The sequence below is a fragment of the Burkholderia sp. BCC1638 genome (genome assembly GCF_902833195.1).
Taxonomy (GTDB): Bacteria; Pseudomonadota; Gammaproteobacteria; order Burkholderiales; family Burkholderiaceae; genus Burkholderia; species Burkholderia diffusa.
In genome coordinates, this window is the sequence record NZ_CADFEC010000004.1 from 133489 (window position 1) to 157370 (window position 23882).

Consider the following 23882-nt stretch of genomic DNA (forward strand, 5'->3'; position numbering starts at 1 on the left):
ATTTGTCTGATTTCGCGGTGAACACCCGTTCATCGCTGACAAACCGAAGTTTATGTAGGCACGTGATTAAGAATAAGGCAGGTTTGAGGAAGACATCCTTCCCGAAACAAGGGTTAACCCTATATCCATGCAGACATGGGCCAGCACCGCAAGATCGCACCACGTCACGCGAGGCCGAACCGAGCCCCACAAAGCATGAGCCCCGCAAGGCAGTACACCCTGCGGGGCTCGAAAAGAACCGCGCGGCATCGGCGCGGTCTGGACAAACGATCGCGGCGCCGACCACCCGGCGCGTCAGCGCCTGCTTATTGAGTGTCCATCGGACACTTCAGGTTGCAGCCGTTCGGGTCCCCCAAATCGCCCTTGCGGCGCAATGCCGACTTCTTGCTGCCCTGGTATTTCTGCGACGGCGCAGACGCCGCGAACGGCATCTGCGGGTGCTCGTTCAGGCGGAACTGCTCGCTGAGGATCCCGCCGGGCACGCCCGGTGAATTCTGCGCGAACGTCAACGGCGAAACGGCAACAAGAAGCCCTGCGGTCAACGCTGCCGCGGAGAAGGGAACGGATAGTTTCATGGCGGGATGACGCCTGAACGGCGTGCTTGTTGGAACGTTGATCAAGCGGCAAGCGTAGCGCAAATCCCTCGCTGCTGCAGCGCGGTTCGCGCGCGTCCCCGTTACTGTGCGTTGCCGTCCGGCATACCGCCCCCGGCGATACCGGCGAATCCCTCCGCGATGCCGATCAGCGTCCCGCACGCGGCCGGATCGTAGCCGTCGAGATGCGCGACGCGGTCGACGAAGCGTGCATCGCGCAGCAAGGCGAGCACGCCGGCGAGCGGTCGCGAATCGAGCTGCGCGCGTTCGCACGCAAAGTAATAGTCCTCGTCGACGACCGGGATGAAATCGAGCCCGAAGTGATGGGCGGCCGGCTCGACGCCGAAGCCGAGATCGGCCATCCCGCTCGCGACGAATGCGGCGATCGCCGAATGCGTGAGTTCGGCCGACGCATAGCCGTCGATACGCTCGGGATCGATGCCGATCGCGCGCAATGCAAGATCGAGCAGCATCCGCGTGCCCGACCCCGGCTGCCGGTTGACGAAGCGGATGTCGTTGCGGGCGAGATCGGCGAGCCCGCCGACCTGCTTCGGGTTGCCCCGCGGCACGAACAGCCCCTGCTGGCGACGCGTCAGATGAATCAGCACGTGGCGCGTGTCGTCGAGCCACGGCCGGTAGATCTGCGCGCACTGTTCGCGGAACGCGCCGCGTGGCAGATGAAAACCGGCCAGCTCGCATTCGCCGCGCGCAAGCGCCTGCACGGCTTCGACACTCTCGCGATACTTGATGTCGACGGCGGCCTGCGCATCGACAAGCGCGGAAACGAGGGTCGCAACCGCGTAGCCGTGCGACGCATGGATGCGCACGGCGCCGTCGCGCTGCGCGAGCCGCCGGTTCAGGTCGCTCGCCACCTCGGCCGCCAGCGCGCGCAGGTTCCCGTCGAGACGGCTGCGCGCGAGCCGCTGCGCGTCGACGATCGCCTGCCCAAGCTCCGACAGCGTCGACCCCTTGCCGCGCGCCGTCTCGATCAACTCGCCTCCGACGCACGCCTCCAGCGCCCGCAGCAGGCCCCACGCGTGCCGATACGACAGACCTTTCGCCTGCGCGGCCTGCGCGATGCTGCCCGTATCGGCCACGAGCTCCAGCAACGGGGCGACGTCCGACAGGCTGGCGGTGCGGCCCTCGGTGTCGCGTACGGTCAGATACGCGTCGCATTCGATTCGAATCAATTATGCACTCCGATTTCCTATTGCGACTGCGGAATCTTCCGCTTATCGTTGCTCAAAATCAATCAGGACGAAGTCCCGATGTGCACTATATGAATTAGCGGCACATATGAGACTTTGGAGGAGCATAACCGATGTCCCCGAATTCCCCTGCGCCCGACGCGCTCGTCGAGCGCCACGCGCGTGCCGGCCGCTCGCTCGTCGCGATCCTGCATGCGATCCAGGATGACGCAGGCTACGTGCCGGCAGGCTGCGTCGCGCCGCTCGCGAAGGCGCTGAATCTGTCGCGCGCCGAAGTGCACGGCGTGCTCACCTACTATCACCACTTCCGCACCGCGCCGCCCGCGCGCGTGACGATCCAGATGTGCCGCGCCGAGGCGTGCCGCAGCATGGGCTGCGAAGCGCTGGCCGCGCACGCGGAAGCGCGCACGGGTTGCCGGTTCGATGCAGCGCACGGCGGTGGCGCCGACGCGCACGCGCCGGGTGACGTCGCGCTCGAATCGGTCTACTGCCTCGGGCTGTGCGCGCAATCGCCGTCGATGACGGTCAACGGCGTGCTGCACGCAAAGGTCACGCCGGAGAAGTTCGACGCCCTGCTCGCCGACGCGACCGCCCACACCCCGGAGGCCGCATGACGACCCGCATCTACGTTCCGCGCGATTCGTCCGCGCTGGCGCTCGGCGCCGACGCCCTCGCCGCCGCGATCGTCGCGGAAGCCGAGCGGCGCGGCGTCGCGATCGAACTGATCCGCAACGGCTCGCGCGGGCTGCTGTGGCTCGAGCCGCTCGTCGAGGTCGGCACGGCCGCCGGGCGCGCCGGCTACGCGAACCTGTCGGCCGCCGACGTGCCCTCCCTGTTCGACGCGAACTGGCTCGACGGCGGCGCGCATCCGAGCGGCGTCGGCCTCGTCGACGCCCTGCCCTATCTCGCGCGCCAGCAGCGCCTCACGTTCGCGCGCATCGGCCTGACCGATCCGCTGTCGATCGACGATTACCTGAAGCACGACGGCCTCGCCGGCCTGAAGAACGCGCTCGCGCTCGACGGCGGCGCCGCATGCGAATTGCTGATCGAATCGGGGCTGCGCGGCCGCGGCGGCGCAGCCTTCCCGGCCGGCATCAAATGGCGCACCGTCCGGCAGGCCAGCGCGACGCAGAAGTACATCGTCTGCAACGCGGACGAAGGCGATTCGGGCACGTTCTCCGATCGCCTGATCATGGAAAGCGATCCGTACTGCCTGATCGAAGGGATGATCATCGCGGGCATCGCGACGGGCGCGACGCTCGGCTACATCTACGTGCGCAGCGAATACCCGCACGCGATCGCGGCACTGGAAACCGCGATTGAGCGCGCCCGTGAAGCCGGCTGGCTCGGCGAACGCGTGCTCGGCTCCGCGCATGCATTCGACCTGCACGTCGCAAAGGGCGCCGGCTCGTACGTGTGCGGCGAGGAAACGGCGCTGCTCGAATCGCTCGAAGGCAAGCGCGGTGTCGTGCGCGCGAAGCCGCCGCTGCCCGCGCTCGCCGGCCTGTTCGGCCAGCCGACCGTGATCAACAACGTGATCACGCTCGCGACCGCGCCGGTGATCTTCGCGCGCGGCGCCGCGTTCTATCGCGACTACGGGATGGGCCGCTCGCGTGGCACGCTGCCGTTCCAGCTCGCGGGCAACATCCGCTACGGCGGCCTCGTCGAGCTCGCGTTCGGCGTCACGCTGCGCGAGCTGCTGTTCGACTACGGCGGCGGCACGGCCAGCGGCCGGCCCGCGCGCGCCGCCCAGGTCGGCGGCCCGCTCGGCACCTATCTGCCCGAACACCAGTGGGACGTGCCACTCGACTACGAGGCGTACACGGCAATCGGCGCGGTCGTCGGCCACGGCGGCATCGTGCTGCACGACGACACGTCGAATCTCGCGGAACTCGCCGAATACGCGATGAAGTTCTGCGCGATCGAATCGTGCGGCAAGTGCACGCCGTGCCGGATCGGATCGACGCGCGGCGTCGAGACGATCGCACGCATTCGCCAGGGCGACAAGTCGGAGCGACAGGTCACGCTGCTGCGCGATCTGTGCGACACGATGCTCGCCGGCTCGCTGTGCGCGATGGGCGGGATGACGCCTTACCCGGTGCTGTCCGCGCTCGACCATTTCCCCGAAGATTTCGGGCTCGCTGCCGGCAAGCAAGCCGCGTCGGGTCCGGTCAAGGCCGCGGCCTGACCCAGAAGGAGCCCTGAATGTCCCTCGACACGAACAACGTCCGCCAAGGCGGCTGCGGCTCGGGCCAATGCGCGTGCAAGAGCGCCGCGCAGGCGCGCGTGCGCGATCCGTTCGACGAAACCGACTACGGCACGCCGCAACGGCATGCCGATACCGACGTCACGCTCGAAATCGACGGCCAGCCGGTGACAGTGCCGGCCGGCACGTCGGTGATGCGCGCCGCGATCGAAGCCGGCGTCAATGTGCCCAAGCTCTGCGCGACCGATTCGCTCGAACCGTTCGGCTCGTGCCGCCTGTGCCTGGTCGAAATCGAAGGCCGGCGCGGCTATCCGGCATCGTGCACGACGCCCGCCGAAGCCGGGATGAAGGTGCGCACGCAGTCGGACCGGCTGCAGTCGCTGCGCCGCAACGTGATGGAGCTGTACATCTCCGATCACCCGCTCGACTGCCTCACCTGCCCCGCCAACGGCGACTGTGAGCTGCAGGACATGGCGGGCGTCGTCGGGCTGCGCGAAGTGCGTTACGGCTTCGACGGCGCAAATCACCTGCGCGAGCAAAAGGACGAATCGAATCCGTACTTCACGTACGATCCGTCGAAGTGCATCGTCTGCAACCGCTGCGTGCGCGCATGCGAGGAAACGCAGGGCACGTTCGCGCTGACGATCGCCGCGCGCGGTTTCGAATCGCGCGTCGCCGCCGGCGAAAGCGAATCGTTCATGGCGTCGGACTGCGTATCGTGCGGCGCCTGCGTCGCCGCGTGCCCGACCGCCACGCTGCAGGAAAAATCCGTCGTCCAGCTCGGCCAGGCCGAGCACTCGGTCGTCACGACCTGCGCGTACTGCGGCGTCGGCTGCTCGTTCAAGGCCGAGATGAAGGGCACGCAGGTCGTGCGCATGACGCCGCACAAGAACGGCCTCGCGAACGAAGGCCACGCGTGCGTGAAGGGCCGCTTCGCGTGGGGCTACGCAACGCACAAGGACCGCATCACGAAACCGATGATCCGCGAGAAGATCACCGACCCGTGGCGCGAAGTCAGCTGGGAAGAGGCGCTGACCTACGCGGCAACGCAATTCCGCAAGCTGCAGCAGAAATATGGTCGCGATTCGATCGGCGGCATCACGTCGTCGCGCTGCACGAACGAGGAAACCTACCTCGTGCAGAAGCTTGTGCGCGCCGCGTTCGGCAACAACAACGTCGACACCTGCGCGCGCGTGTGCCACTCGCCGACCGGCTATGGCCTGAAGACGACGCTCGGCGAATCGGCCGGCACCCAGACCTTCGCGTCGGTCGGCCAGGCCGACGTGATCGTCGTGATGGGCGCGAACCCGACCGACGGCCACCCGGTGTTCGGCTCGCGCATGAAGCGGCGCATCCGCGAAGGCGCGAAGCTGATCGTGATCGACCCGCGCCGCATCGATGTGGTCGACGGCCCGCACGTGAAGGCCACGCACCACCTGCAGCTGCGCCCCGGCACCAACGTCGCGATGGTCAATGCGCTCGCGCACGTGATCGTCACCGAAGGGCTCGTCGCCGATGCATTCGTCGCCGAACGCTGCGACACGCGTGCGTTCGAGCAATGGCGCGACTTCGTGTCGCGCGCCGAGAACTCGCCCGAGGCCACCGCTGAGGTGACGGGCGTACCGGCCGAACGGGTGCGCGAGGCCGCACGCCTCTATGCGACCGGCGGCAACGCCGCGATCTACTATGGCCTCGGCGTGACCGAACACGCGCAAGGCTCGACGACGGTGATGGGCATCGCGAACCTTGCGATGGCGACCGGCAACATCGGCCGCGAAGGCGTCGGCGTCAATCCGCTGCGCGGTCAGAACAACGTGCAAGGCTCGTGCGACATGGGTTCGTTTCCGCACGAGCTGCCCGGCTACCGGCACATCAGCGACGCAATCGTGCGCAGCCAGTTCGAGGAAGCATGGTCGGCCACGCTGCAACCGGAACCGGGGCTGCGCATCCCGAACATGTTCGACGCGGCGCTCGACGGCAGCTTCAAGGGGCTTTACTGCCAGGGCGAGGACATCGTCCAGTCGGACCCGAACACGCAGCACGTCGCGGCCGCGCTGTCGTCGATGGAATGCATCGTCGTGCAGGACATCTTCCTGAACGAAACCGCGAAATACGCGCACGTGCTGCTGCCTGGCTCGACGTTCCTCGAGAAGGACGGCACGTTCACGAACGCGGAGCGCCGCATCTCGCGCGTACGCAAGGTGATGCCGCCGCTCGCGGGTTACGCCGACTGGGAAGTGACGCTGCTGCTGTCGCAGGCGCTCGGCTACGACATGCATTACACGCATCCGTCCGAAATCATGGACGAGATCGCGCGGCTCACGCCGACCTTCTCTGGCGTGTCGTACGAGAAACTCGACGCGCTCGGCAGCATCCAGTGGCCGTGCAACGAAGCCGCACCGGACGGCACGCCGACGATGCACATCGACGCGTTCGTGCGCGGCAAGGGCCGGTTCGTGATCACGCAGTACATTCCGACGCCTGAAAAGGTCACGCAGCGCTATCCGCTGATCCTGACCACGGGCCGCATCCTGTCGCAATACAACGTCGGCGCGCAGACGCGCCGGACCGAGAACGTCCGGTGGCACGAAGAGGATCGCCTCGAGATTCATCCGCACGATGCGGAGGATCGCGGGATCCGGACCGGCGACTGGGTCGGCATCGAATCGCGGGCCGGCCAGACGGTACTGCGTGCGCTCGTGTCCGACCGCATGCAGCCGGGTGTCGTGTACACGACGTTCCACTTCCCCGAGTCAGGGGCGAACGTGATCACGACGGACAGCTCCGACTGGGCCACGAACTGCCCGGAATACAAGGTCACGGCCGTGCAGGTGCTGCCGGTTGCGCAGCCGTCGGACTGGCAGCGCGCGTATGCACGCTTCAACTCGGAGCAGCTCGATCTGCTCGAGCGCCGCGCCGCCACGCCGGCTGCCGCGACGACGGGCAAGTGAGGACGCGATGGACATCGGACACCTGATCGACATGGCCAACCAGATCGGCGCTTTCTTCGAATCTATGCCCGATCGCGAAGAAGCGCTGGCCGGCATCGCCGAACACATCCGGCGCTTCTGGGAACCGCGGATGCGGCGCGCGCTACTCGCCGCGCTCGACGATCCATCGAGCGAAGCCGGGCAACGCGCCGCGCCGATCGTGCGCGACGCGATCGCCGCGCACCGCGCATCGCTCACGCCGGCCGCGGCCCCCGCCTGAGCGCTCCGCTACGCGGGCACCGGCATGCCCGCGAACCAGCTTTCGCAATGGCGCAGCAGCGCGTTCGCGTCGGTGGCGGTACGGCCGCGCACCGCGATGTAGCCATCGGGGCGCAGCAGGTAGAACGACGGCCTCGAACGGCCGTATACCTGCGCGAGCCCGTCCGTGCCGTCGCTTTCGGCATCGGCGACGCGCCAGGTTCGCACGGCGCCCGGCATAATCCGCTCCAGCCCCTGCACGAGCGCCTGCGCGTCCGCGGGCATCGGCGGCACATCGGCGGTATCGCCCGTGTCGGCACCTGCCGGCTCCTCGAGCAGCAGCAGCGTAAAGCTCGCCGGATCGTGCAGGTCGTATAGTCGCGCGGTCCCGGGCGCCCGGCCGAGCGGCCCGTCGACCACGTGCACGAGCGCGTCGGGTGCACGCTCGCCTGCGCGCGGCCCGCCATCGAGCACGCGTTCGAGCGTGAGCGGGCTTTTCCGGTATTGCACACCGAGCTCGCTGACGGTGCGGCGCACCGCGTCACGCACCGGCCCGAACGACGCCAGCAGCGGCACGACATGATCGCGCAGCAGCTTCATCGCGCCGTGGTCGGCTTCGACGATCTGCGTGATGAAGCCGGTCTGCCGCAATACATCGCGCTCGATCGGATGGCGCTCCGCGTGATACGTGTCGAGCAGCCGCTCCGGCGTGCCCGCGCCAAGCACGCGCGCGAGCTTCCAGCCGAGATTGAACGCTTCCTGGATACCCGTGTTCATGCCCTGCGCACCCGCCGGGCTGTGAACGTGCGCGGCGTCACCCGCGAAGAACACGCGCCCGTGACGCAGCCGGTCGACCATCCGGCTATGCAGACGAAAATACGCCGACCACGCGAGATCGCTCGGCGCGATCGACGCGCCAACGCGAGCGCGCACGATCGCCTCGCATTCGTCGAGCGTCGGGGTCGGCGGGGTCGGCGCATCGGGCGGTGCGTCGCCGCCGGGCGGCCGGTCGGCGACAAGCCGGTAGCGGCCGCCGCCCATCGGAAACAGCCCCGCGATGCCGTCCGGCGTCGTGAACAGGTGGATCTCCTCGTCCGGCCAGTCGGGTATCGCCGCGAAATCGGCAAGCAGGAAGGTCTGCTCGAACGCATGCCCGGCGAAGCCCAGGCCGAGCAGATGGCGCACCGTGCTGTGCGCGCCGTCGGCGGCGATCAGGTACGACGGAGCGAACGCCTGTTCACGACCGTCGACGCCGCGGATCGTCACGTCGAGCGACGTACCGCCCGCTTCGCACGCGGTCAGCGTGACGCCGCGTTCGACCGTCACGCCGAAACCGGCCAGGTGCTCGGCGAGCAGCCGCTCGGTGATGCTCTGGTCGAGAAACAGCAAATACGGATAGCGTGTTTGCAGTGGATCGAAATCGAGCCGCGCGATCACGCGGCCGTCCGCATGCAGTGCGGCCGCATGCGCACGATGGCCCAACGCGAGAAACGGTTCGACCGCGCGATGCTGCTCCAGCAGTTCGAGCGTGCGCGCCTGGATGCCGATCGCGCGCGAATACGGTGCGGGCGCGGCGAGCCGGTCGATGATGCGCACCGGCACGCGGGCACGCGCGAGCGCCATTGCGGCTGCAAGGCCGGTCGGGCCCGCGCCGACGATCAGCACGGGCGGGATATCGAGCAGTGTGTCAGCCATGAGAACCTCGATGACACGCGATTGTGCAAGTCTACGCCGCTCCGCGTGACGGGGCCATATGCCGACCGGCCGATCTGGGGTACTCCCGCGCAGTGTGGGAAAATACGCGCTTTCCGTCAGTTTTCGCGTCATGGATTCCGCATTCGACCGAGCGTATGCCGCGCACCGCGCGGGCCGCCTCGCCGAGGCCGAGCACGGCTATCGCACCGCCCTCGCCACCAATCCCGCCGACGCCGACGCACTGCATCTGTTCGGCGTGCTGCGGCACCAGCAGGGCCAGCATGCCGAGGCGGCCGATCTCGTCGGGCGTGCGGTCGACCTGCGCCCGAACGATGCCGCGCTGCAGCTCAATCTCGGCAACGCGCTGAAGGCGCTCGGCCGACTCGACGAAGCGATCGACCGCTTTCGCAACGCGCTCACGCTCGCGCCCGAATTTCCGCTCGCGCACTACAACCTCGGCAACGCGTATGCGGCACTGCAGCGCCACGAGGATGCCATCGACGCGTTCGGCCGCGCGCTCCGGCTCACGCCCGACGACGCATCGATCCACAACAACCTCGGCAACGCGCTGAATGCCCTCGGCCGTCACGACGACGCGCTCGCCGCATTCCATCGCGCTCTTGAGTTGCGGCCCGGGCATGCCGGCGCGCACAACAATCTCGCGATGGCGCTGAACGCGACGGGCCGGGCCGACGACGCGATCGCGCACTTCCAGGCGGCGATCGCCGCGCAGCCGCGCTTCGTCGCCGCGCATTTCAATCTCGGCAACACGCTCGAGGCGGTCGGCCGTCACGCCGAAGCCGCCGCCGCATTCGAAGCCGCGCTCGCGCTGCACCCGCCGTTCCCGCTCGCCCTTTTCGGGCTTGCGAACGCGCTGTGCGCGCAGGCACGCCAGCGCGAAGCGCTGCCCTATTACGAACGCGCGGTCGGCCTCGATCCGTCGTTCAGTCTCGCGTGGCTGAACCTCGGCAACGCACATCACGCACTCGGCGCGCACGAGATGGCGCTGCGCGCGTACGACCAGGCGCTGCGCGTCGCTCCCGACCTCAAACTCGCGCACCTGCATCGCGCCGTCACGCTGCTGACGCTGGGCGACTTCACGCGCGGCCTGCCCGCATACGAAACGCGTCACGACACGCCCGGCGCGACGCCGCTCGGCACGCTGCCGCGCTGGCAAGGCGAGCCGATTGCGTCGCGCACGCTGCTGATCCGCGCGGAACAGGGCTTCGGCGACACGCTGCAGTTCGTCCGCTTCGTGCCGCTCGCGCGCGCGCGCTGCGCGCGCGTCGTGCTCGAAGTGCAGCCGGAACTCGTCACGCTGCTCGCGCCGGCCGCGGCACGCTGGCGCGTGACGCTCGTCGCACAGGGCGCCGCGAAGCCACCGGCGGCGGACGTCGCGTGCACGCTGATGAGCCTGCCGTTCCTGCTCGGCCTGCAGCCGGCCGACATCGTCGCGGGCAGACGCTACCTCGACGCGCCGGACAACGCGCACCGGCGCTTTCGCGGCTCGCTCGGCGGCCAGTCGAAGCGCAAGTTCGGTCTCGCGTGGTCAGGGCGCCGGCAGGCGCAGGAAAACCGCTCGATGCCGTTCGACGCGCTCGCGCCGCTGCTCGCGCTGCCGGACATCGACTGGGTCGTGCTGCAACCGGCGCTCGACGAAGATGAACGCGCGCGCGTCGACGCGCATCCGCGCGTGCATCGCCTCGACGGGCGACTGAACGACTTCGCCGACACGGCCGCGCTGATCGAACGGCTCGACGGCGTCGTCACGATCGACACGGCGGTCGCGCACCTCGCGGGCGCACTCGGCAAGCCGCTGTGGATCATGCTGCCGTTCGCGCCCGACTGGCGCTGGTTCACCGGCGACGATTGCCCGTGGTATCCGCACGCGCGGCTCGCCCGCCAGTCCGCACCGGGGCAATGGCTCGACGTGGCGACGGCGGTCGCCGGCGCGCTGCGCGACGCCTGACCACGGCCGCACGCAGATGAAAAAAAGGAGCGCGACGCGCTCCTTTATTCATTCGACGCGATGCGACGCGGGTGGCGTCAGGCCGCCTTGTACTGGTTGCGCGATTCGGGCGTGCGATACAGCACGAGCGTCGCGATCAATCCGCAGATCGCGGCGACGCTCAGCCACAGCCCCGGCGCCGCCTTGTTGCCCGTCTGGTGGATCAGCAACGTCGAGATCGCCGGCGTGAAACCGCCGATCGTCGTCGCAAGGCTGTACGCGAGCGAGAAGCCGGCAGTGCGCACGTCGGCCGGCATGACTTCGGTCAGCGCGACGACCATCGCGCCGTTGTACGAGCCGTACAGGAACGACAGCCACAGCTCGACGGCCAGCAGCCGCAGGAACGACGGATCGGCCACGAGCCACAGCACGGCCGGGTAGGCCGACAGCAGCGTGAGCACCGTGAACGCGATCAGCACCGGGCGGCGGCCGATGCGATCCGACAGCGCGCCGGACAGCGGCAGCCAGACGAGATTGGACAGGCCGACGCAGACGGTCACGACGAGCGCGTCGAGCGACGACAGGTGCAGCACTTCCTTGCCGAATGTCGGCGTGTAGGCCGTGATCATGTAGAACGACACCGTCGTCATGATCACCATCCCCATGCCGGCGATCACGACACCCCAGTTCTCGAGCATCGAACGCATGATCTCGCCCATCGTCGGACGATGACGCTTCGCAAGGAATTCGTCGGTCTCCTTCAGCGAACGACGGATCAGGAACAGGAACGGGACGATCAGACAGCCGATCAGGAACGGAATGCGCCAGCCCCACGCGGTCATGTCCTCGACCGGCAGCGCGCGGTTCAGCAGCACGCCGACGAACGCGGCGAACACGACCGCCACCTGCTGGCTGCCCGATTGCCACGATGTATAGAACCCCTTGTGGCCCTTCGTCGCGATTTCCGACAGGTAGACCGACACGCCGCCGAGTTCGACGCCCGCGGAAAAGCCCTGCAGCAACCGGCCGAGCAGCACGAGCACCGGCGCGAGCACGCCGATCGTCGCATAGCCGGGTATCGCGGCCACCGTGAGCGTGCCGAGCGCCATCAGCCCAAGCGTCAGGATCAGCCCCTTGCGGCGGCCGTGGTGGTCGATGTATGCGCCGAGCACGATCGCGCCGACCGGGCGCATCAGGAAGCCCGCGCCGAACACGGATAGCGACAGCATCAGCGACGCGAACGCGTTGCCGCTCGGAAAATAGGTTTTCGCGATGGCCGACGCGTAATACCCGTAGACCATGAAGTCGTACATTTCCAGGAAGTTGCCGCTGACGACCCGGAACACGGTACGAACCTTCGATTCCCGGGCGACGGCGTGTGTTGCTGTGGACATGTTGTTCTCTCTCGGCGCGGATGGCGCGACATCGGCGCCGTATGGATCCGACGATGCAGTGGCACCGGACCGGCACGCACGAACATCGCTGCCAGCCGACGGCACGCCGCGCAACGATGTGCACGCCGGCATGGTCGGCAAATGATGCCACGCGAAGCCGACAATTGCCTTGGGCCGGGGCCGTGATCAACGTCGCCGCGTACGTCTCGTACGAATCGCCTCGAAAAACGCACGAAAATCAGATCGGTCTGATCGACAGGTCGCCGGCGACTCACCACAATGTCACGACTCGCCACGCTATTCGCGCCGCGGCCGGCATCGTCGCCCGTGTCGCACCGCGTACCGCCCTCATGATCCCAACGCCTCTCGTTTCCGTCGAAGGTCCGCTTGCCCGCCCTCGTGTCGCGCCCCTCGACGGCGTGCCGCCGTTCGGCCGCGAATGGACGTTCCGCGGCACGCCCGGTACCCGGCTCGGCACGCGCTGCGCTGCCATCCTGAAGACCTCGTGCATCGACGTCGAAGCACCGCATCGCATGTGCCGCTGGCAATCGCCGCCCGCCGCGCGCCCGGTGTCTGCCGGTGTACCGGCCGTTGCGGCGCGCGCCGCCGGCCAGCACATCGAGCATGCCGCCGGTCGCGCGCATGACCGGCGTGCGCGGCACGCCGCCTGCTGGAGCATTGGCGCACTCGGCATCATCGGCTGGTTGATCGCCGCGCACGAGCCGTTCCCGGGTTTCGCGCCTGCGCCCGCGATGCAGACCGTTGGCGTCGAGCCGAAGCACGCCGTGCAGTCCATGGGTGCCGTGCAAACGGCCGCGGTGGCGCCCGCCACACCGACCATCGCGCCGGCTCAGCCCGTCGCGGTGCGGCCGGTTGCGACGCCCTCCACAGGCGCGCCCGTCACACGCGGCGCGACGACCAATCCAGCGCCGCGCCGTGCCGACACGACACCGAACGTTCAGCGCGTCGCCACGGCAGCGCCGCCGACGCCTCATCGTTCGGACAACAGGCGCACGGCAACGGCACGCGTACAAGCACCTTCCGCGCCGCGATTCACCGCCCGCCCGTCAGTCACTCACCACGCGTCGCGCACGCAGACGCCCGATCGCGTCGGTTCGCCTGCGCATCCCGGAGCCCCCCGCGACCCGCTCGACGATCCGCTCACGCTTATCGCGGTGGCGAACGCGCTGCAGGCCGATCGCCCGGCACCGGCGGCCAATGCGCCCGTCGCCGGCTTCGACTGGACAGCGCAATTGTCCCATCGCCGCCTGACCGACGTACCGGATACGCTCACCCGCTGACAGCGCCCAACAAAAAACCCGGCGAAGCAAGCTTCGCCGGGTTTTTTGTCCGTCCGTTGGTCCATCGGACCGAATCGTCACTTGTGCGCAGGCAATCCCGTTTCGGACTGCCGCTCGAGTTGCCGTACCTGCTCCTGCAGATCACGCAACTGCACCTGCGCGGCCCGCTTCTCGATCTGCAGTGCCTGCGTCTGCTCCTGCTCCGCCTTCTGCCGCTGCGCGACCTCGGCCTGCTGGCCGCGCGCGATATTCAGATCCGCCTGCAGTTGCTGCGCGCGATTCGCCTGCAGCGCGATCACGCGTTCGAGGAACGTCTTCTGCGCCTGGAGTTCGGTGCGACGAATTTCGACATCCGCGAGCTGCGCCGTCTGCTGGACGAAGTTCGCGTACACCATCTCCGCGCGGTTCTTCTCCTGCGACCTGATCACGCGCCACAGATGCTTGTCCTGAAACAGTGCGACGTAATACGTCATCTCGCGCGGATCGAACATCAGGCTTGCGCCATAGCTGCCGTTGTAGGTGGTGCGCATCTCGACGATTCGGCCGTCATGCAGCATCTGCGTGAGTTCAGCGACGTTGCCTTGCGCCGCGGCCTCCGTGGCGGACGCCGGCGCCGCGGTCGCCGCATCGCCGCTCAGGCTCGTCACCGCGGGGCGCGTGCCCGCGACCGGCGCGGTCGCGTCGGACCACGCCGCGCCCGCGTGCGCGCAGGCGGCCAGCGCAACGATCCACGTCGCGCATCGTGCAGGGGAAAAATCTCGGAAGGCCAACGTCAGACTCCGTCGAACGAATCGGGAGTCGCGATTATCGTTCAAAACGAAACGGCCGCATCTCGAATTTATCGGGATGCGGCCGGCTTTCCTGCGCGGCAATACAAGAACGGGTTACAGGCGGGTCTCGCGAGCGGCGCGCAGGAACGCATCGAGCAGCGGCGTGCAGTCGAGCAACTCGGAGCCGCCGGCACGATGAAACTCCGGGTGCCATTGCACGCCGACGACGAACGGCGCACGCCGGTAGCGAATGCCTTCGATGATCCCGTCGCCGGCCGACACGGCCTCGATGTTCAGATCGCGGCCGAGATCGCGGATCGCCTGATGGTGGATCGAGTTCACGATCGCTTCGCTGCGCCCGGGGAACATGCTCGCGAGCGTCGACGAGTCGGGGAAGCGGATGGCGTGGCGATGCTGGTCGTAATGCTCGCTCACGTGCGCATTCGCGGTCGGCACGTCCGTCGCGATGTCCTGGTACAGCGACCCGCCGAACGCGACGTTGATCAGCTGGGCGCCACGGCACACGCCGAGCACCGGCTTGCCGGACTCGACGAACTCGTGAAACAGCTCGAGCTCGTACATGTCGCGCACGCGGTCGCCCGGCCACTCGGGGCGCGCATCCGACGCCGCGTAGGTTTGCGGCGACACGTCGGCGCCGCCTTGCAGCAGCAGGCCGTCGAGATGCTTCGCGTAGTCGCGCAGGCGGATGTTGCTCGGATGCAGCATGCCCTGGTGACCGACGGTCGGGATCATGAACACGAGCACGTCGCGCGACATCACCCAGTGCGCGATCGATTCCTCGAGATACTGTAGCGTCTTGCCGCGCAGCCCCTTCGCGCCCGGCTCCGGATGGAAGATCCGCGCCGACACGCCGATGCGCAGCGTGCGCTGCGTGATCCGCTGGCCGGCGCGATCGAAGATCCGGCGTGCGCGCGCCGCGACGATCCGGCCGAACACCGACCACGGCGTGTCGCTTTGCTTCAGGTACGCCGGCGGCGCGTTCTGCGCGCTCGCGGGCGGCGGACGCGGCGTGTCGAAATCGGGCTGCGCGCCGAAACCGGGCGGCGCGGCACCGTGTTTCGGCGGCACTGCACGGCCTTCTGAGGCAGCGCCTGTCGTGCCCGCGGCGCCGGGCTCGGACGCCGCCGTGACCGGCGACGCGCCGTCCGCCGCGACGATCTGCGCGGCGGCAGCCCGCGTGGCGGGCGCCTCCGGCGTATGCGCCGGACTGGAACGGGGGGAATCGGTAGAAGCGGAAGAGGTGCCGGGCAGACCGGCCGGGGAAGGCGTGTTTTCGCTCATGACGATGGTCTGGTACGTCGCTCGCGCGTGGTGGATTGACGAGGATTCATTATGCTTCAGTGCACGATCGCGCGGTAAACGAGCAACATCCTGTCGATATTGTTGCAACTCGTCGCATCCGCCGCGACGCGCATCACCGGCCCCGTTCGACAACATCGACAGTCGCCCGGGCCAACTGGACATCAGTGATATATCACAATAATATTCACGAATCGCCCGCGCTACCCGATCGACCGCGCCATGATCGCGCCCTGCCCGGCCACCGCGCCGCCGCCCGCATGAACGACCTGACCGACGCCCTCCACGACCGGCCCGCCGCATCAGCGGTCAGCCTCGCCGATCGCGCGTACGCGCTGATCCAGCGCGACATCATCACGATGCGCCTGAAGCCCGGCGCCGCGCTCAACGAAGCCGACCTCGTCGCACGCACCGGCATCGGCCGCACGCCCGTCCATCAGGCCGTCCACCGGCTGGTGCTCGAAGGGCTGCTGTCAGTGATGCCGCGCAAGGGGCTGATGGTGCAGCCGCTGTCGCTCGACGACATCGTCGCGGTGATCGACGTGCGCCGCATCAACGAAGCGCATTGCGTCGAACTCGCCGCCCGCCATGCGACGCCCGACGATTTCGCGCGCATGGCCGCGCTGCTCGACGACGGGCAGGCCTGCGTCGACACGCACGACGTCGAAGGCATGATGGAGCTCGACCGCGCGTTTCATCAGACGATTGCCGCGGCGGCACGCAACACCGTGCTCGCGGAAATCCTGCGCGCGCTGCACGAACGCTCGCTGCGCTTCTGGTTCGTCACGCTGTCCGAGCCGCGCCACCTGTCCGAGGTCCAGCGCGAACACCTCGAATTGTTCGAACGGCTGTCCGCGCGCGATGCCGCCGGCGCGCGCACGGCCGTCGAACGCCATATCGATTCGTTTCGCGCCACGCTTGTCCAACATCTTCGTCCCTGAGCCGCCCATGACCACCTTCACGCCCTTCCCTCCGCTCGCCCAGCTCGCCGCCGACCTCGCCGCCGGCCGGACCACGAGCCGCGCGCTCGTCGACGTCGCGCTCGACCGGATCACCGATCCGTCCGGCCAGGGTGCCGCCGTCTTCACCGAAGTCGACGCCGACAACGCGCGCGCGGCCGCCGATGCCCACGACCGCCTGCGTGCGGCGGGCACGGTGCTGTCGCCGCTCGCGGGCATCCCCGTGTCTGTGAAGGATCTGTTCGACGTCGCGGGCCAGGTGACGCGCGCCGGCTCGCGCGTGCTCGACGGCGCGCCGCCCGCCAAGTCCGACGCGGTCGCCGTCGCGCGGCTCAAGCGCGCGGGCGCGGTGCTGGTCGGCCGCACCAACATGAGCGAGTTCGCGTTCTCGGGGCTCGGCCTGAATCCGCACTTCGGCACGCCGCGCTCGCCATACCGCCGCGACGTGCCGGGCGACGCGCGGATTGCCGGCGGCTCGTCGTCCGGCGCGGCCGCGTCCGTCGCCGACGGGATGGCGGCCGTCGCGCTCGGCACCGACACCGGCGGCTCGATCCGCATTCCGGCCGCGCTGTGCGGGCTCACGGGCTTCAAGCCGACCGCGAGCCGGATCCCGACGCAAGGCGGCGTGCCGCTGTCGACCACGCTCGACTCGTTCGGCCCGATCGGCCTGACGGTCGCCTGCTGCGCGCTCGTCGACCGCATGCTCGCGGGCCTCGAGCCGCACGTGCCGGCAGCGCGACCGCTCGAAGGCGTGCGGCTCGGCGTGCTGACCAACTATGTGACGGACGGCGTCGACGCCGATGTCGCCGCCGCGCTCGACGCATCGCTGAAACATCTCGAAGCCGCCGGCGCGATCGTCACGGAAGTGCGCTTTTCCGCGCTCGACCGGTTGCCGGACATCAACCGCTTCGGCTTCTCGCCGATCGAGGCCTACGCGTGGCATCGCCCGCTGCTCGCGCAGCACCGCGACCAATACGATCCGCGCGTGCTGTCGCGCATCCTGAAGGGCGAGCCGGCGAGCGCGGCCGACTATCTCGACCTGGTCGCCGCCCGCCAGGCGATGCTGGACGAAGCGGCGCACACGGTCTGGTCGCGCTTCGACGCGCTCGTCGCGCCGACGGTGCCGGTCGTGCCGCCGCGCATCGCCGAACTCGAAGCGGACGACGCCGCCTTCACGCGCACCAACGCGCTGATCCTTCGCAACCCGAGCGCGTTCAACTTCCTCGACGCCTGCGCGCTGTCGCTGCCGTGCCATCCGCGCGACGCAGCGCCGGTCGGCCTGATGCTCGCGGCCGCGCCGCATCGCGACGACGCGCTGCTCGCGATCGGCCAGGCGGTCGAAGCCGTGCTGAACACGATCCGGTGACCGCACGGGCGCAATGACGGCGGCAGATGCCCCGGACGCAGTGGCTGCGGCGGGGTGCCGCACGTGCGCTGTCAGTTTCGTGCCAGATCGTTCGCGCTAAAATCGCGCGATTGTTTATCGGACCGACCAACGACAGGAATCCCGCCGACATGAACGACTCCACGCTCGCACTCCGCCGTGAACGCCGCCTGCTGATGCTGCTCGGATGGGTGTGCATCGCCCTGCTGGCCGGCGCGCTCTATCTGCAGTACGTGAAGAACGAAGATCCGTGCCCGCTGTGCATCATCCAGCGCTACTTCTTCGCGGCGATCGGGATCTTCGCGTTCCTGGCGGCCGGGATGCGCAACTGGCGCGGCATCTGGGTGCTCGAGCTGCTGATCGCGATCGCCGCGGCCGGCGGCGTCGGCACCGCCGCGCGGCACCTGTCGATCCAGATGAATCCGGGCTTCAGCTGCGGCTTCGACACGTTGCAGCCGATCGTCGACAGCCTGCCGCCCGCCCAGTGGTTCCCCGGCATGTTCAAGGTCGCCGGCCTGTGCGAGACGGTCTACCCGCCGATCTTCGGCATCCTGCTGCCGGGCTGGGCGCTGATCGGCTTCGCCGCGATCCTGATTACCGTCGCCTCGAGCCTCTGGCGCCATCGCCGCAAGCTGGCAGGCTGACCGGCGCGCCACGCGGTCCGGCCGACCGGTCGAGGCCGCGCAGGCGCGTCGCGCCGCTCACCTGGCTGCGCCAGCGCAGCCCCGACGCGCCCGCACCCTGCCCGCCGCGCGTAAACACCTACCCCCGCCGCAACCTGGATTTCCGGGCGAACGCACGTCGCGCGACATCCGCGCGCACGCCCCGCCGCACATGCGTTTCGGGCCGATGCCCGTGCATCTGCGCCCCGATTCCGCGCGGCGGGCCTATGATCGACATGATCGCCGCCTGATAGCCCGGATCACCGCCCGGCAATGTTTCCGCCGCCTTGCGGTGCTATCTTCGCGACTGGATGGCGATCTACGTGCGCGAGGCCAGCGGTCTCACCTCCTGCGTAACGCGCGCCCGATCCGCAATGTCGACTGGATTCATCATGACAACGCAAACCATCCGCATCCGTCACCCTCATGGCGTCCGCGCGTCCCGCGGCGTCGTTCGCGCGCGCCTTCGGCGCACGGCCGCCGCACCGGATCAGTCGGGCAGCCGGCCCGCGTCGCTCCCATCCGTCCTCGTTGCCACCGCGCCCGCCAGCCCGCGCCGCGCGTCGTGCCGCGTCGTCCCGACCGGAGCGTGCTGATGGAAGCCTGGCTCGGCGATTTGCAGCAACTGCTCGCGCACGGCGAAGCGGCCGTGCTCGTGACGGTCGCGCACACCGACGGCTCCGCGCCGCGCGAGACCGGCACCAAGATGCTCGTCACGCGCGACACGGCCCGCCATACGATCGGCGGCGGTCATCTGGAATGGAAGGCGATCGAGATCGCACGTCACCTGCTGAAGGACGGCGCGCATGTGCCCCACGCACGCCGGCTCGAACGGCTCGCGCTCGGCCCGAGCCTCGGCCAGTGCTGCGGCGGCGCGGTCGTGCTCGCGTTCGAGCGGCTCGACGTCGGCGACCTCGGCTGGATCATGTCGCTCGCCAAGCGCGTCGCGGCGGGCGCCGCGACCGTGCGTAGCGTATCATTCGGCCCCTCGCCGGGCGCGCCGCTGCTCAGCGAACCCGAATCGCCCGCGGCGCACGCCGATTGCCTGCTGTGGGAAACCGGCGGCGTGTCGCTGATGACCGAAACGATCGCGCCGTTTGCGTTCCCCGTCGTGCTGTTCGGCGCGGGACACATCGGCACCGCGCTCGTGAAGGTACTGGCGACGCTGCCGTGCCACGTGCACTGGATCGACGGGCCCGACGCGGTGTTCCCGCCGGCCGACGCACTCGCCGGGATCGGCAATCTCGCGATCGACGCGGTGGCCAGCCCGGCCGATGCCGTCGACACGGCACCGCCGCATGCGTACTTCGTCGTGATGACGCACGACCACGCACTCGATTTCGTGCTGGCCGAACGCATCCTGCGGCGCGGCGACTATGCGTATTTCGGGATGACCGGCTCGCGCACCAAGCGCATGCAGTTCGATCATCGGCTGGCGGCGATCGGCATCGATCCGGCCCAGGTCGCGCGGATGCACTGCCCGATCGGCGTCGAAGGCATCGTCGACAAGGCACCCGAAGTGATCGCAATCTCGGTGGCCGCGCAGTTGCTGCAGGCCGTCGAGGCGAACGCGCCCGTGCAGGTTTCCCCACAATTCTGACCGACCAAGAACAACGCCATGACCCCGACATTCAAGGACAAGATCGCCCGCGCTCCGAAAGCGGAGCTGCACATCCATATCGAAGGCTCGCTCGAGCCCGAACTGATTTTCGCGCTCGCGCAGCGCAACGGCGTGAAGCTCGCGTACGAGTCGATCGACGCGCTGCGCGCCGCGTATGCGTTCACCGACCTGCAGTCGTTCCTCGACATCTATTACGCCGGCGCGAGCGTGCTGCTGACCGAGCAGGATTTCTACGACATGACGGCCGCGTACTGCGAACGCGCACTCGCCGACAACGTCGTCCACACCGAGCTGTTCTTCGACCCGCAGACGCACACCGAACGCGGCGTGCCGATCGAGACGGTCGTTGCCGGCATCGACCGCGCGCTCGCCGATGCCGAGCAGCGCGGGCTGTCGAGCAAGCTGATCCTGTGTTTCCTGCGCCACCTGTCCGAAGAAGATGCGCTCGCGACGTTCGAATCCGCGTTGCCGCTGTTCGAACGCTATCGCCACCGGCTGATCGGCGTCGGTCTCGATTCGTCCGAGCTCGGCCATCCGCCGACGAAGTTCGCGCGCGTGTTCGAGAAGGCGCGTGCGCTCGGGCTGAAGCTCGTCGCGCATGCGGGCGAGGAAGGTCCGCCCGCCTACATCCACGAAGCGCTCGACGTGCTGAAGGTCGACCGGATCGACCACGGCGTGCGCAGCATCGAGGACGCGGCGCTCGTCGAACGCCTCGCGCGCACGCGCACGGCGCTGACCGTGTGCCCGCTGTCGAACCTGAAGCTGTGCGTGTTCGACGACATGACGAAACACACGCTGAAGGCGCTGCTCGATCGCGGCGTCGCGGTGACGATCAACTCCGACGATCCGGCCTATTTCGGCGGCTACGTGAACGACAACTACTTCGCGACGGTCGACGGGCTGCAACTGACGGACGCCGAAGTGCACACGGTGATCCGCAACGGCTTCGAGGCGTCGTTCGTCGACGCCGCGCAGCGCGATGCGCTGATCGCACGTCTCGATTCGTACTGGCAAGCCGCGTGACGGCCGGCATCGAGGTTCGCTAGACAGATGAAACACGTCGACGACAGCCGCTTCGTGGCGACCGGCTCGACCCTGCGCCACGCCGGCCGCGTGCATGCCCCGCGCGCGCACGCCGACGCCGCGCCCGTCGCCCGCTTGGCGACGGCGTTGTGCGACGTCGCGCGCCGAAGCCTGTCGTGGCGGCTCGTCATGCAGCTCGCCGCCGCGCCGGTCGCACATGCCGCCACGCTCGCGTGCGCGCTCGCCATCCGCGGCGCCCCGGCCTTCGCGCTTCGCCGCGTCGCGCATGCCCGGGCAGCACCCGCCATGCCGTCGCCCGCGCGGCGCCGACCGTTTTCTTCTGTTCGCCTTACCTTGATGCAGGACCATTCGTTATGACGCAAACCGCTTTCCGTTCCCAACTGCTGACCTTCAACGGTGACCCGGCGCAGTCGAGCCAGGCCGCGAACCACGAGACCGACGGCCTTCTGATCGTCGACGACGGCAAGGTCGTCGCGGCCGGCCCGCATGCGCGGCTCGCCGCGACGCTCGCGCGCGACGCGGTCGTCCATGACCTGCGCGACAAGCTGATCGTGCCCGGCTTCATCGACACGCACATCCACTATCCGCAGACGGACATGATCGCGTCGCCGGCGCCCGGCCTGCTGCCGTGGCTCGACAAGTACACGTTCCCGACCGAGCGCCAGTTCGGCGATCCGGAACATGCGCGCGAGGTCGCCGACTTCTTCGTCGACGAACTGCTCGCCTGCGGCACGACGAGCGCGCTCGTCTACTGCACCGTGCACAAGCAGTCGGCCGACGCGCTGTTCGCGGCAAGCGACGCGCGCGACCTGCGGATGATCGCGGGCAAGGTGCTGATGGACCGCAACTGCCCCGAATTCCTGCGCGACACCGCGCAATCGGGCTATGACGACAGCGCCGAGCTGATCGACCGCTGGCACGGCAAGGGCCGCCAGATGTACGCGCTGACGCCGCGCTTCGCGCCGACGTCCACCGAGGCGCAGCTCGAGGCATGCGGCGAACTCGCGCGTCGCCATCCGGACGTGTTCGTGCAGAGTCACGTCGCGGAAAACGTCGATGAAGTGAAATGGGTTGCCGAGCTGTTCCCCGGCCACCGCAGCTATCTCGACATCTACGATCGTTACGGACTGCTGCGCCCGCGCGCGGTGTACGGCCACTGCATCCACCTCGACGACGAGGACCGTCGCCGGATGGCCGAGACGCGCACCGTCGTCGCGCACTGCCCGACGTCGAACTTCTTCCTCGGCAGCGGATTGTTCGACTTCGACAAGGCCGGCGAATTCGACGTGCCCGTCACGCTCGCCACCGACGTCGGCGGCGGCACGTCGTTCTCGATGCTGCAGACGATGAACGAGGCGCACAAGGTTGCGCGGCTGTCTGGCCACCACCTGACCGCGACGCGGATGTTCTGGCTCGCGACGGCCGGCGCCGCCCAGGCGCTCGACCTCGCCGACACCGTCGGCACGCTCGCGCCGCGCACCGAAGCCGACTTCGTCGTGCTCGACCCGCAGGCCACGCCGCTGCTCGCGCGCCGCACGAAACGCGCGGAGTCGCTCGAGGAACTGCTGTTCGCGTTCGCGCTGCTCGGCGACGACCGCGCCGTGTACCTCACGTATGCGGCCGGCCAGCTCGTGCACGAGCGCGGCGCCGCACGCCGCACCGCCGCCGCGTAACGCGCGCGCGCCTGCCCATGCCTGCGCCGGCGTGCGTCGTGACGCACGCCGGCGCAACCGGATTCGCACCGCGCACGCCACACGGCGTGCTAGAATTCGCCGCTCATTGGGGAGTAGCCGCTCCGCTCGATGCTCCGCGCCAACCGCGCGCATCGTGACGGAGGCGTCCGTCAACAGACTTGGCCTTTCGGCCATGGCGGACGCAGCCACGAAGGCCTGGCGAGACCGATGGTTCACTGCGCGCCGCATCAGGGCCCGGCGCGCGGCGGATCGTCGCTCGCACGCACAACACTGGCCCGTGGAACCCCATACGTGTCCCAAGCCTTCCTGATCTCCACCGGCGCCGTCGCCCTCGCTGAAATCGGCGACAAGACCCAACTGCTGTCCCTCGTGCTGGCCGCGCGCTATCGCAAGCCCGTGCCGATCATTCTTGGCGTACTCGTCGCGACGCTCGTGAACCACGGCTTCGCCGGCGCACTCGGCGAATGGCTCGGCGCGCTCGTCACGCCGTCGATCATGCGCTGGGCGCTCGCGTTCTCGTTCATCGCGATGGGGCTGTGGATCCTCGTGCCGGACAAGCTCGATGCGGACGAAGCCAATGCCAACCGCTCGCGGCTCGGCGTGTTCGGCGCGACGCTCGTCGCGTTCTTCCTCGCGGAAATGGGTGACAAGACGCAGATCGCGACCGTCGCGCTCGCCGCGCGCTTCCAGGATTACATCGGCGTGGTGGCCGGCACGACTTTCGGGATGATGTTGGCGAACGTGCCCGCCATCCTGCTGGGCGACCGTTTCGCGCACCGCTTGCCGACGAAGCTGGTGCACGGCATCGCGGCCGTGCTGTTCGTCGTGCTCGGTGCGCTGGCGCTGCTGGGCGTCGGGGCGTGACGCGCGCAGGCACGTGGCGCGGCCGGGCGGC

Annotated in this window: 20 protein-coding genes and 1 riboswitch; of the genes, 14 read left to right on the top strand and 6 right to left on the bottom strand. The window is 68.7% G+C overall.

The features are described 5' to 3' along the window. Positions 1-305 precede the first annotated feature (305 nt). Both HWX22_RS05965 and HWX22_RS05970 read right to left on the bottom strand, forming a co-directional pair. Positions 306-575, bottom strand: coding sequence for a hypothetical protein (locus HWX22_RS05965; RefSeq protein WP_175915205.1), 270 nt, complete (start codon positions 573-575; stop codon positions 306-308). A gap of 101 nt (positions 576-676) precedes the next feature. Further along, complete coding sequence (locus HWX22_RS05970) at positions 677-1783, bottom strand: substrate-binding domain-containing protein (RefSeq protein WP_175915206.1); 1107 nt, start codon at positions 1781-1783, stop codon at positions 677-679. Positions 1784-1914: 131 nt separating this feature from the next. On the opposite strand from HWX22_RS05970, the gene HWX22_RS05975 reads away from it, so the two are divergent. The 4 genes from HWX22_RS05975 to HWX22_RS05990 are packed head-to-tail and all read left to right on the top strand — an operon-like array spanning position 1915 to position 7217. Then, positions 1915-2415 (top strand): NAD(P)H-dependent oxidoreductase subunit E, encoded by a 501-nt coding sequence (locus HWX22_RS05975; protein ID WP_175907431.1) that lies wholly within the window; start codon positions 1915-1917, stop codon positions 2413-2415. Next, positions 2412-3989, top strand: coding sequence for a formate dehydrogenase beta subunit (locus tag HWX22_RS05980; RefSeq protein WP_175915207.1), 1578 nt, complete (start codon positions 2412-2414; stop codon positions 3987-3989). The genes HWX22_RS05975 and HWX22_RS05980 overlap by 4 nt, the downstream gene beginning before the upstream one ends. A gap of 17 nt (positions 3990-4006) precedes the next feature. Then, entirely contained in the window at positions 4007-6958 is a 2952-nt protein-coding gene (gene fdhF / locus HWX22_RS05985) for a formate dehydrogenase subunit alpha (protein ID WP_175907435.1), read from the top strand. A gap of 7 nt (positions 6959-6965) precedes the next feature. After that, complete coding sequence (locus HWX22_RS05990) at positions 6966-7217, top strand: formate dehydrogenase subunit delta (RefSeq protein ID WP_059816236.1); 252 nt, start codon at positions 6966-6968, stop codon at positions 7215-7217. Positions 7218-7225: 8 nt separating this feature from the next. On the opposite strand, the gene HWX22_RS05995 is transcribed toward HWX22_RS05990, so the two are convergent. Then, the gene (locus HWX22_RS05995; protein WP_175915208.1) at positions 7226-8890 is read right to left on the bottom strand and encodes an FAD-dependent monooxygenase; all 1665 of its coding nucleotides are present in this window, start codon (positions 8888-8890) and stop codon (positions 7226-7228) included. Positions 8891-8948: 58 nt separating this feature from the next. Between HWX22_RS05995 and HWX22_RS06000 the strand changes: the two genes are divergently transcribed. Beyond that, a complete protein-coding gene (locus HWX22_RS06000) occupies positions 8949-10859 on the top strand; it encodes a tetratricopeptide repeat protein (RefSeq protein ID WP_175915209.1) in 1911 nt (636 codons plus the stop codon). 77 nt (positions 10860-10936) lie between these two features. On the opposite strand, the gene HWX22_RS06005 is transcribed toward HWX22_RS06000, so the two are convergent. Next, entirely contained in the window at positions 10937-12232 is a 1296-nt protein-coding gene (locus HWX22_RS06005; RefSeq protein ID WP_175915210.1) for an MFS transporter, read from the bottom strand. Positions 12233-12273: 41 nt separating this feature from the next. On the opposite strand from HWX22_RS06005, the gene HWX22_RS06010 reads away from it, so the two are divergent. Beyond that, positions 12274-13533, top strand: coding sequence for a hypothetical protein (locus HWX22_RS06010; protein WP_244135192.1), 1260 nt, complete (start codon positions 12274-12276; stop codon positions 13531-13533). Between the two features lie 77 nt (positions 13534-13610). Here the strand turns inward: HWX22_RS06010 and HWX22_RS06015 are convergent, their stop codons facing one another. Both HWX22_RS06015 and HWX22_RS06020 read right to left on the bottom strand, forming a co-directional pair. After that, positions 13611-14303, bottom strand: a complete 693-nt coding sequence (locus HWX22_RS06015) for a DUF2968 domain-containing protein (RefSeq protein WP_059816252.1) — start codon at positions 14301-14303, stop codon at positions 13611-13613. 114 nt (positions 14304-14417) lie between these two features. Continuing rightward, a complete protein-coding gene (locus HWX22_RS06020; protein ID WP_175907445.1) occupies positions 14418-15605 on the bottom strand; it encodes a type 1 glutamine amidotransferase in 1188 nt (395 codons plus the stop codon). 278 nt (positions 15606-15883) lie between these two features. Here HWX22_RS06020 and HWX22_RS06025 point away from each other — a divergent pair, with 278 nt between their 5' ends. From HWX22_RS06025 to HWX22_RS06060, 8 genes are all read left to right on the top strand, one after another. Beyond that, positions 15884-16564: a GntR family transcriptional regulator gene (locus HWX22_RS06025; RefSeq protein ID WP_175915211.1), complete on the top strand. Its 681-nt coding sequence runs from the start codon at positions 15884-15886 to the stop codon at positions 16562-16564. 7 nt (positions 16565-16571) lie between these two features. Further along, complete coding sequence (locus tag HWX22_RS06030) at positions 16572-17948, top strand: amidase (RefSeq protein ID WP_175915212.1); 1377 nt, start codon at positions 16572-16574, stop codon at positions 17946-17948. Positions 17949-18097: 149 nt separating this feature from the next. Next, positions 18098-18610 carry a disulfide bond formation protein B gene (locus tag HWX22_RS06035; protein WP_175915213.1) on the top strand — a complete coding sequence of 171 codons (513 nt, stop codon included), beginning with the start codon at positions 18098-18100 and terminating at the stop codon, positions 18608-18610. Positions 18611-19223: 613 nt separating this feature from the next. Beyond that, positions 19224-20228 (top strand): xanthine dehydrogenase accessory protein XdhC, encoded by a 1005-nt coding sequence (gene xdhC / locus HWX22_RS06040; protein WP_175915214.1) that lies wholly within the window; start codon positions 19224-19226, stop codon positions 20226-20228. Between the two features lie 18 nt (positions 20229-20246). After that, positions 20247-21272, top strand: a complete 1026-nt coding sequence (locus HWX22_RS06045; protein WP_059530071.1) for an adenosine deaminase — start codon at positions 20247-20249, stop codon at positions 21270-21272. Between the two features lie 27 nt (positions 21273-21299). Next, a complete protein-coding gene (locus HWX22_RS06050; protein WP_175915215.1) occupies positions 21300-21650 on the top strand; it encodes a hypothetical protein in 351 nt (116 codons plus the stop codon). Then, positions 21647-22966 (top strand): guanine deaminase, encoded by a 1320-nt coding sequence (guaD, locus tag HWX22_RS06055; protein WP_175915216.1) that lies wholly within the window; start codon positions 21647-21649, stop codon positions 22964-22966. The genes HWX22_RS06050 and guaD overlap by 4 nt, the downstream gene beginning before the upstream one ends. A 96-nt stretch (positions 22967-23062) precedes the next feature. Further along, a riboswitch (yybP-ykoY riboswitch) is annotated at positions 23063-23187 on the top strand. A gap of 91 nt (positions 23188-23278) precedes the next feature. Further along, entirely contained in the window at positions 23279-23851 is a 573-nt protein-coding gene (locus HWX22_RS06060; protein ID WP_059448199.1) for a TMEM165/GDT1 family protein, read from the top strand. The last annotated feature ends 31 nt before the right edge of the window (positions 23852-23882 follow it).

Coding starts and splice junctions, on each gene's coding strand:
- HWX22_RS05965 (WP_175915205.1), bottom strand. CDS start 575: ATGAAACTATCCGTTCCCTTCTCCGCGGCAGCGTTGACCGCAGGGCTT.
- HWX22_RS06020 (WP_175907445.1), bottom strand. CDS start 15,605: ATGAGCGAAAACACGCCTTCCCCGGCCGGTCTGCCCGGCACCTCTTCC.
- HWX22_RS06010 (WP_244135192.1), top strand. CDS start 12,274: ATGGATCCGACGATGCAGTGGCACCGGACCGGCACGCACGAACATCGC.
- HWX22_RS06030 (WP_175915212.1), top strand. CDS start 16,572: ATGACCACCTTCACGCCCTTCCCTCCGCTCGCCCAGCTCGCCGCCGAC.
- HWX22_RS05975 (WP_175907431.1), top strand. CDS start 1,915: ATGTCCCCGAATTCCCCTGCGCCCGACGCGCTCGTCGAGCGCCACGCG.
- HWX22_RS06000 (WP_175915209.1), top strand. CDS start 8,949: ATGCCGACCGGCCGATCTGGGGTACTCCCGCGCAGTGTGGGAAAATAC.
- HWX22_RS06025 (WP_175915211.1), top strand. CDS start 15,884: ATGAACGACCTGACCGACGCCCTCCACGACCGGCCCGCCGCATCAGCG.
- HWX22_RS06045 (WP_059530071.1), top strand. CDS start 20,247: ATGACCCCGACATTCAAGGACAAGATCGCCCGCGCTCCGAAAGCGGAG.
- HWX22_RS05995 (WP_175915208.1), bottom strand. CDS start 8,890: ATGGCTGACACACTGCTCGATATCCCGCCCGTGCTGATCGTCGGCGCG.
- guaD (WP_175915216.1), top strand. CDS start 21,647: ATGACGCAAACCGCTTTCCGTTCCCAACTGCTGACCTTCAACGGTGAC.
- HWX22_RS05980 (WP_175915207.1), top strand. CDS start 2,412: ATGACGACCCGCATCTACGTTCCGCGCGATTCGTCCGCGCTGGCGCTC.
- HWX22_RS06005 (WP_175915210.1), bottom strand. CDS start 12,232: ATGTCCACAGCAACACACGCCGTCGCCCGGGAATCGAAGGTTCGTACC.
- xdhC (WP_175915214.1), top strand. CDS start 19,224: ATGGAAGCCTGGCTCGGCGATTTGCAGCAACTGCTCGCGCACGGCGAA.
- HWX22_RS05990 (WP_059816236.1), top strand. CDS start 6,966: ATGGACATCGGACACCTGATCGACATGGCCAACCAGATCGGCGCTTTC.
- HWX22_RS06035 (WP_175915213.1), top strand. CDS start 18,098: ATGAACGACTCCACGCTCGCACTCCGCCGTGAACGCCGCCTGCTGATG.
- HWX22_RS06050 (WP_175915215.1), top strand. CDS start 21,300: ATGAAACACGTCGACGACAGCCGCTTCGTGGCGACCGGCTCGACCCTG.
- fdhF (WP_175907435.1), top strand. CDS start 4,007: ATGTCCCTCGACACGAACAACGTCCGCCAAGGCGGCTGCGGCTCGGGC.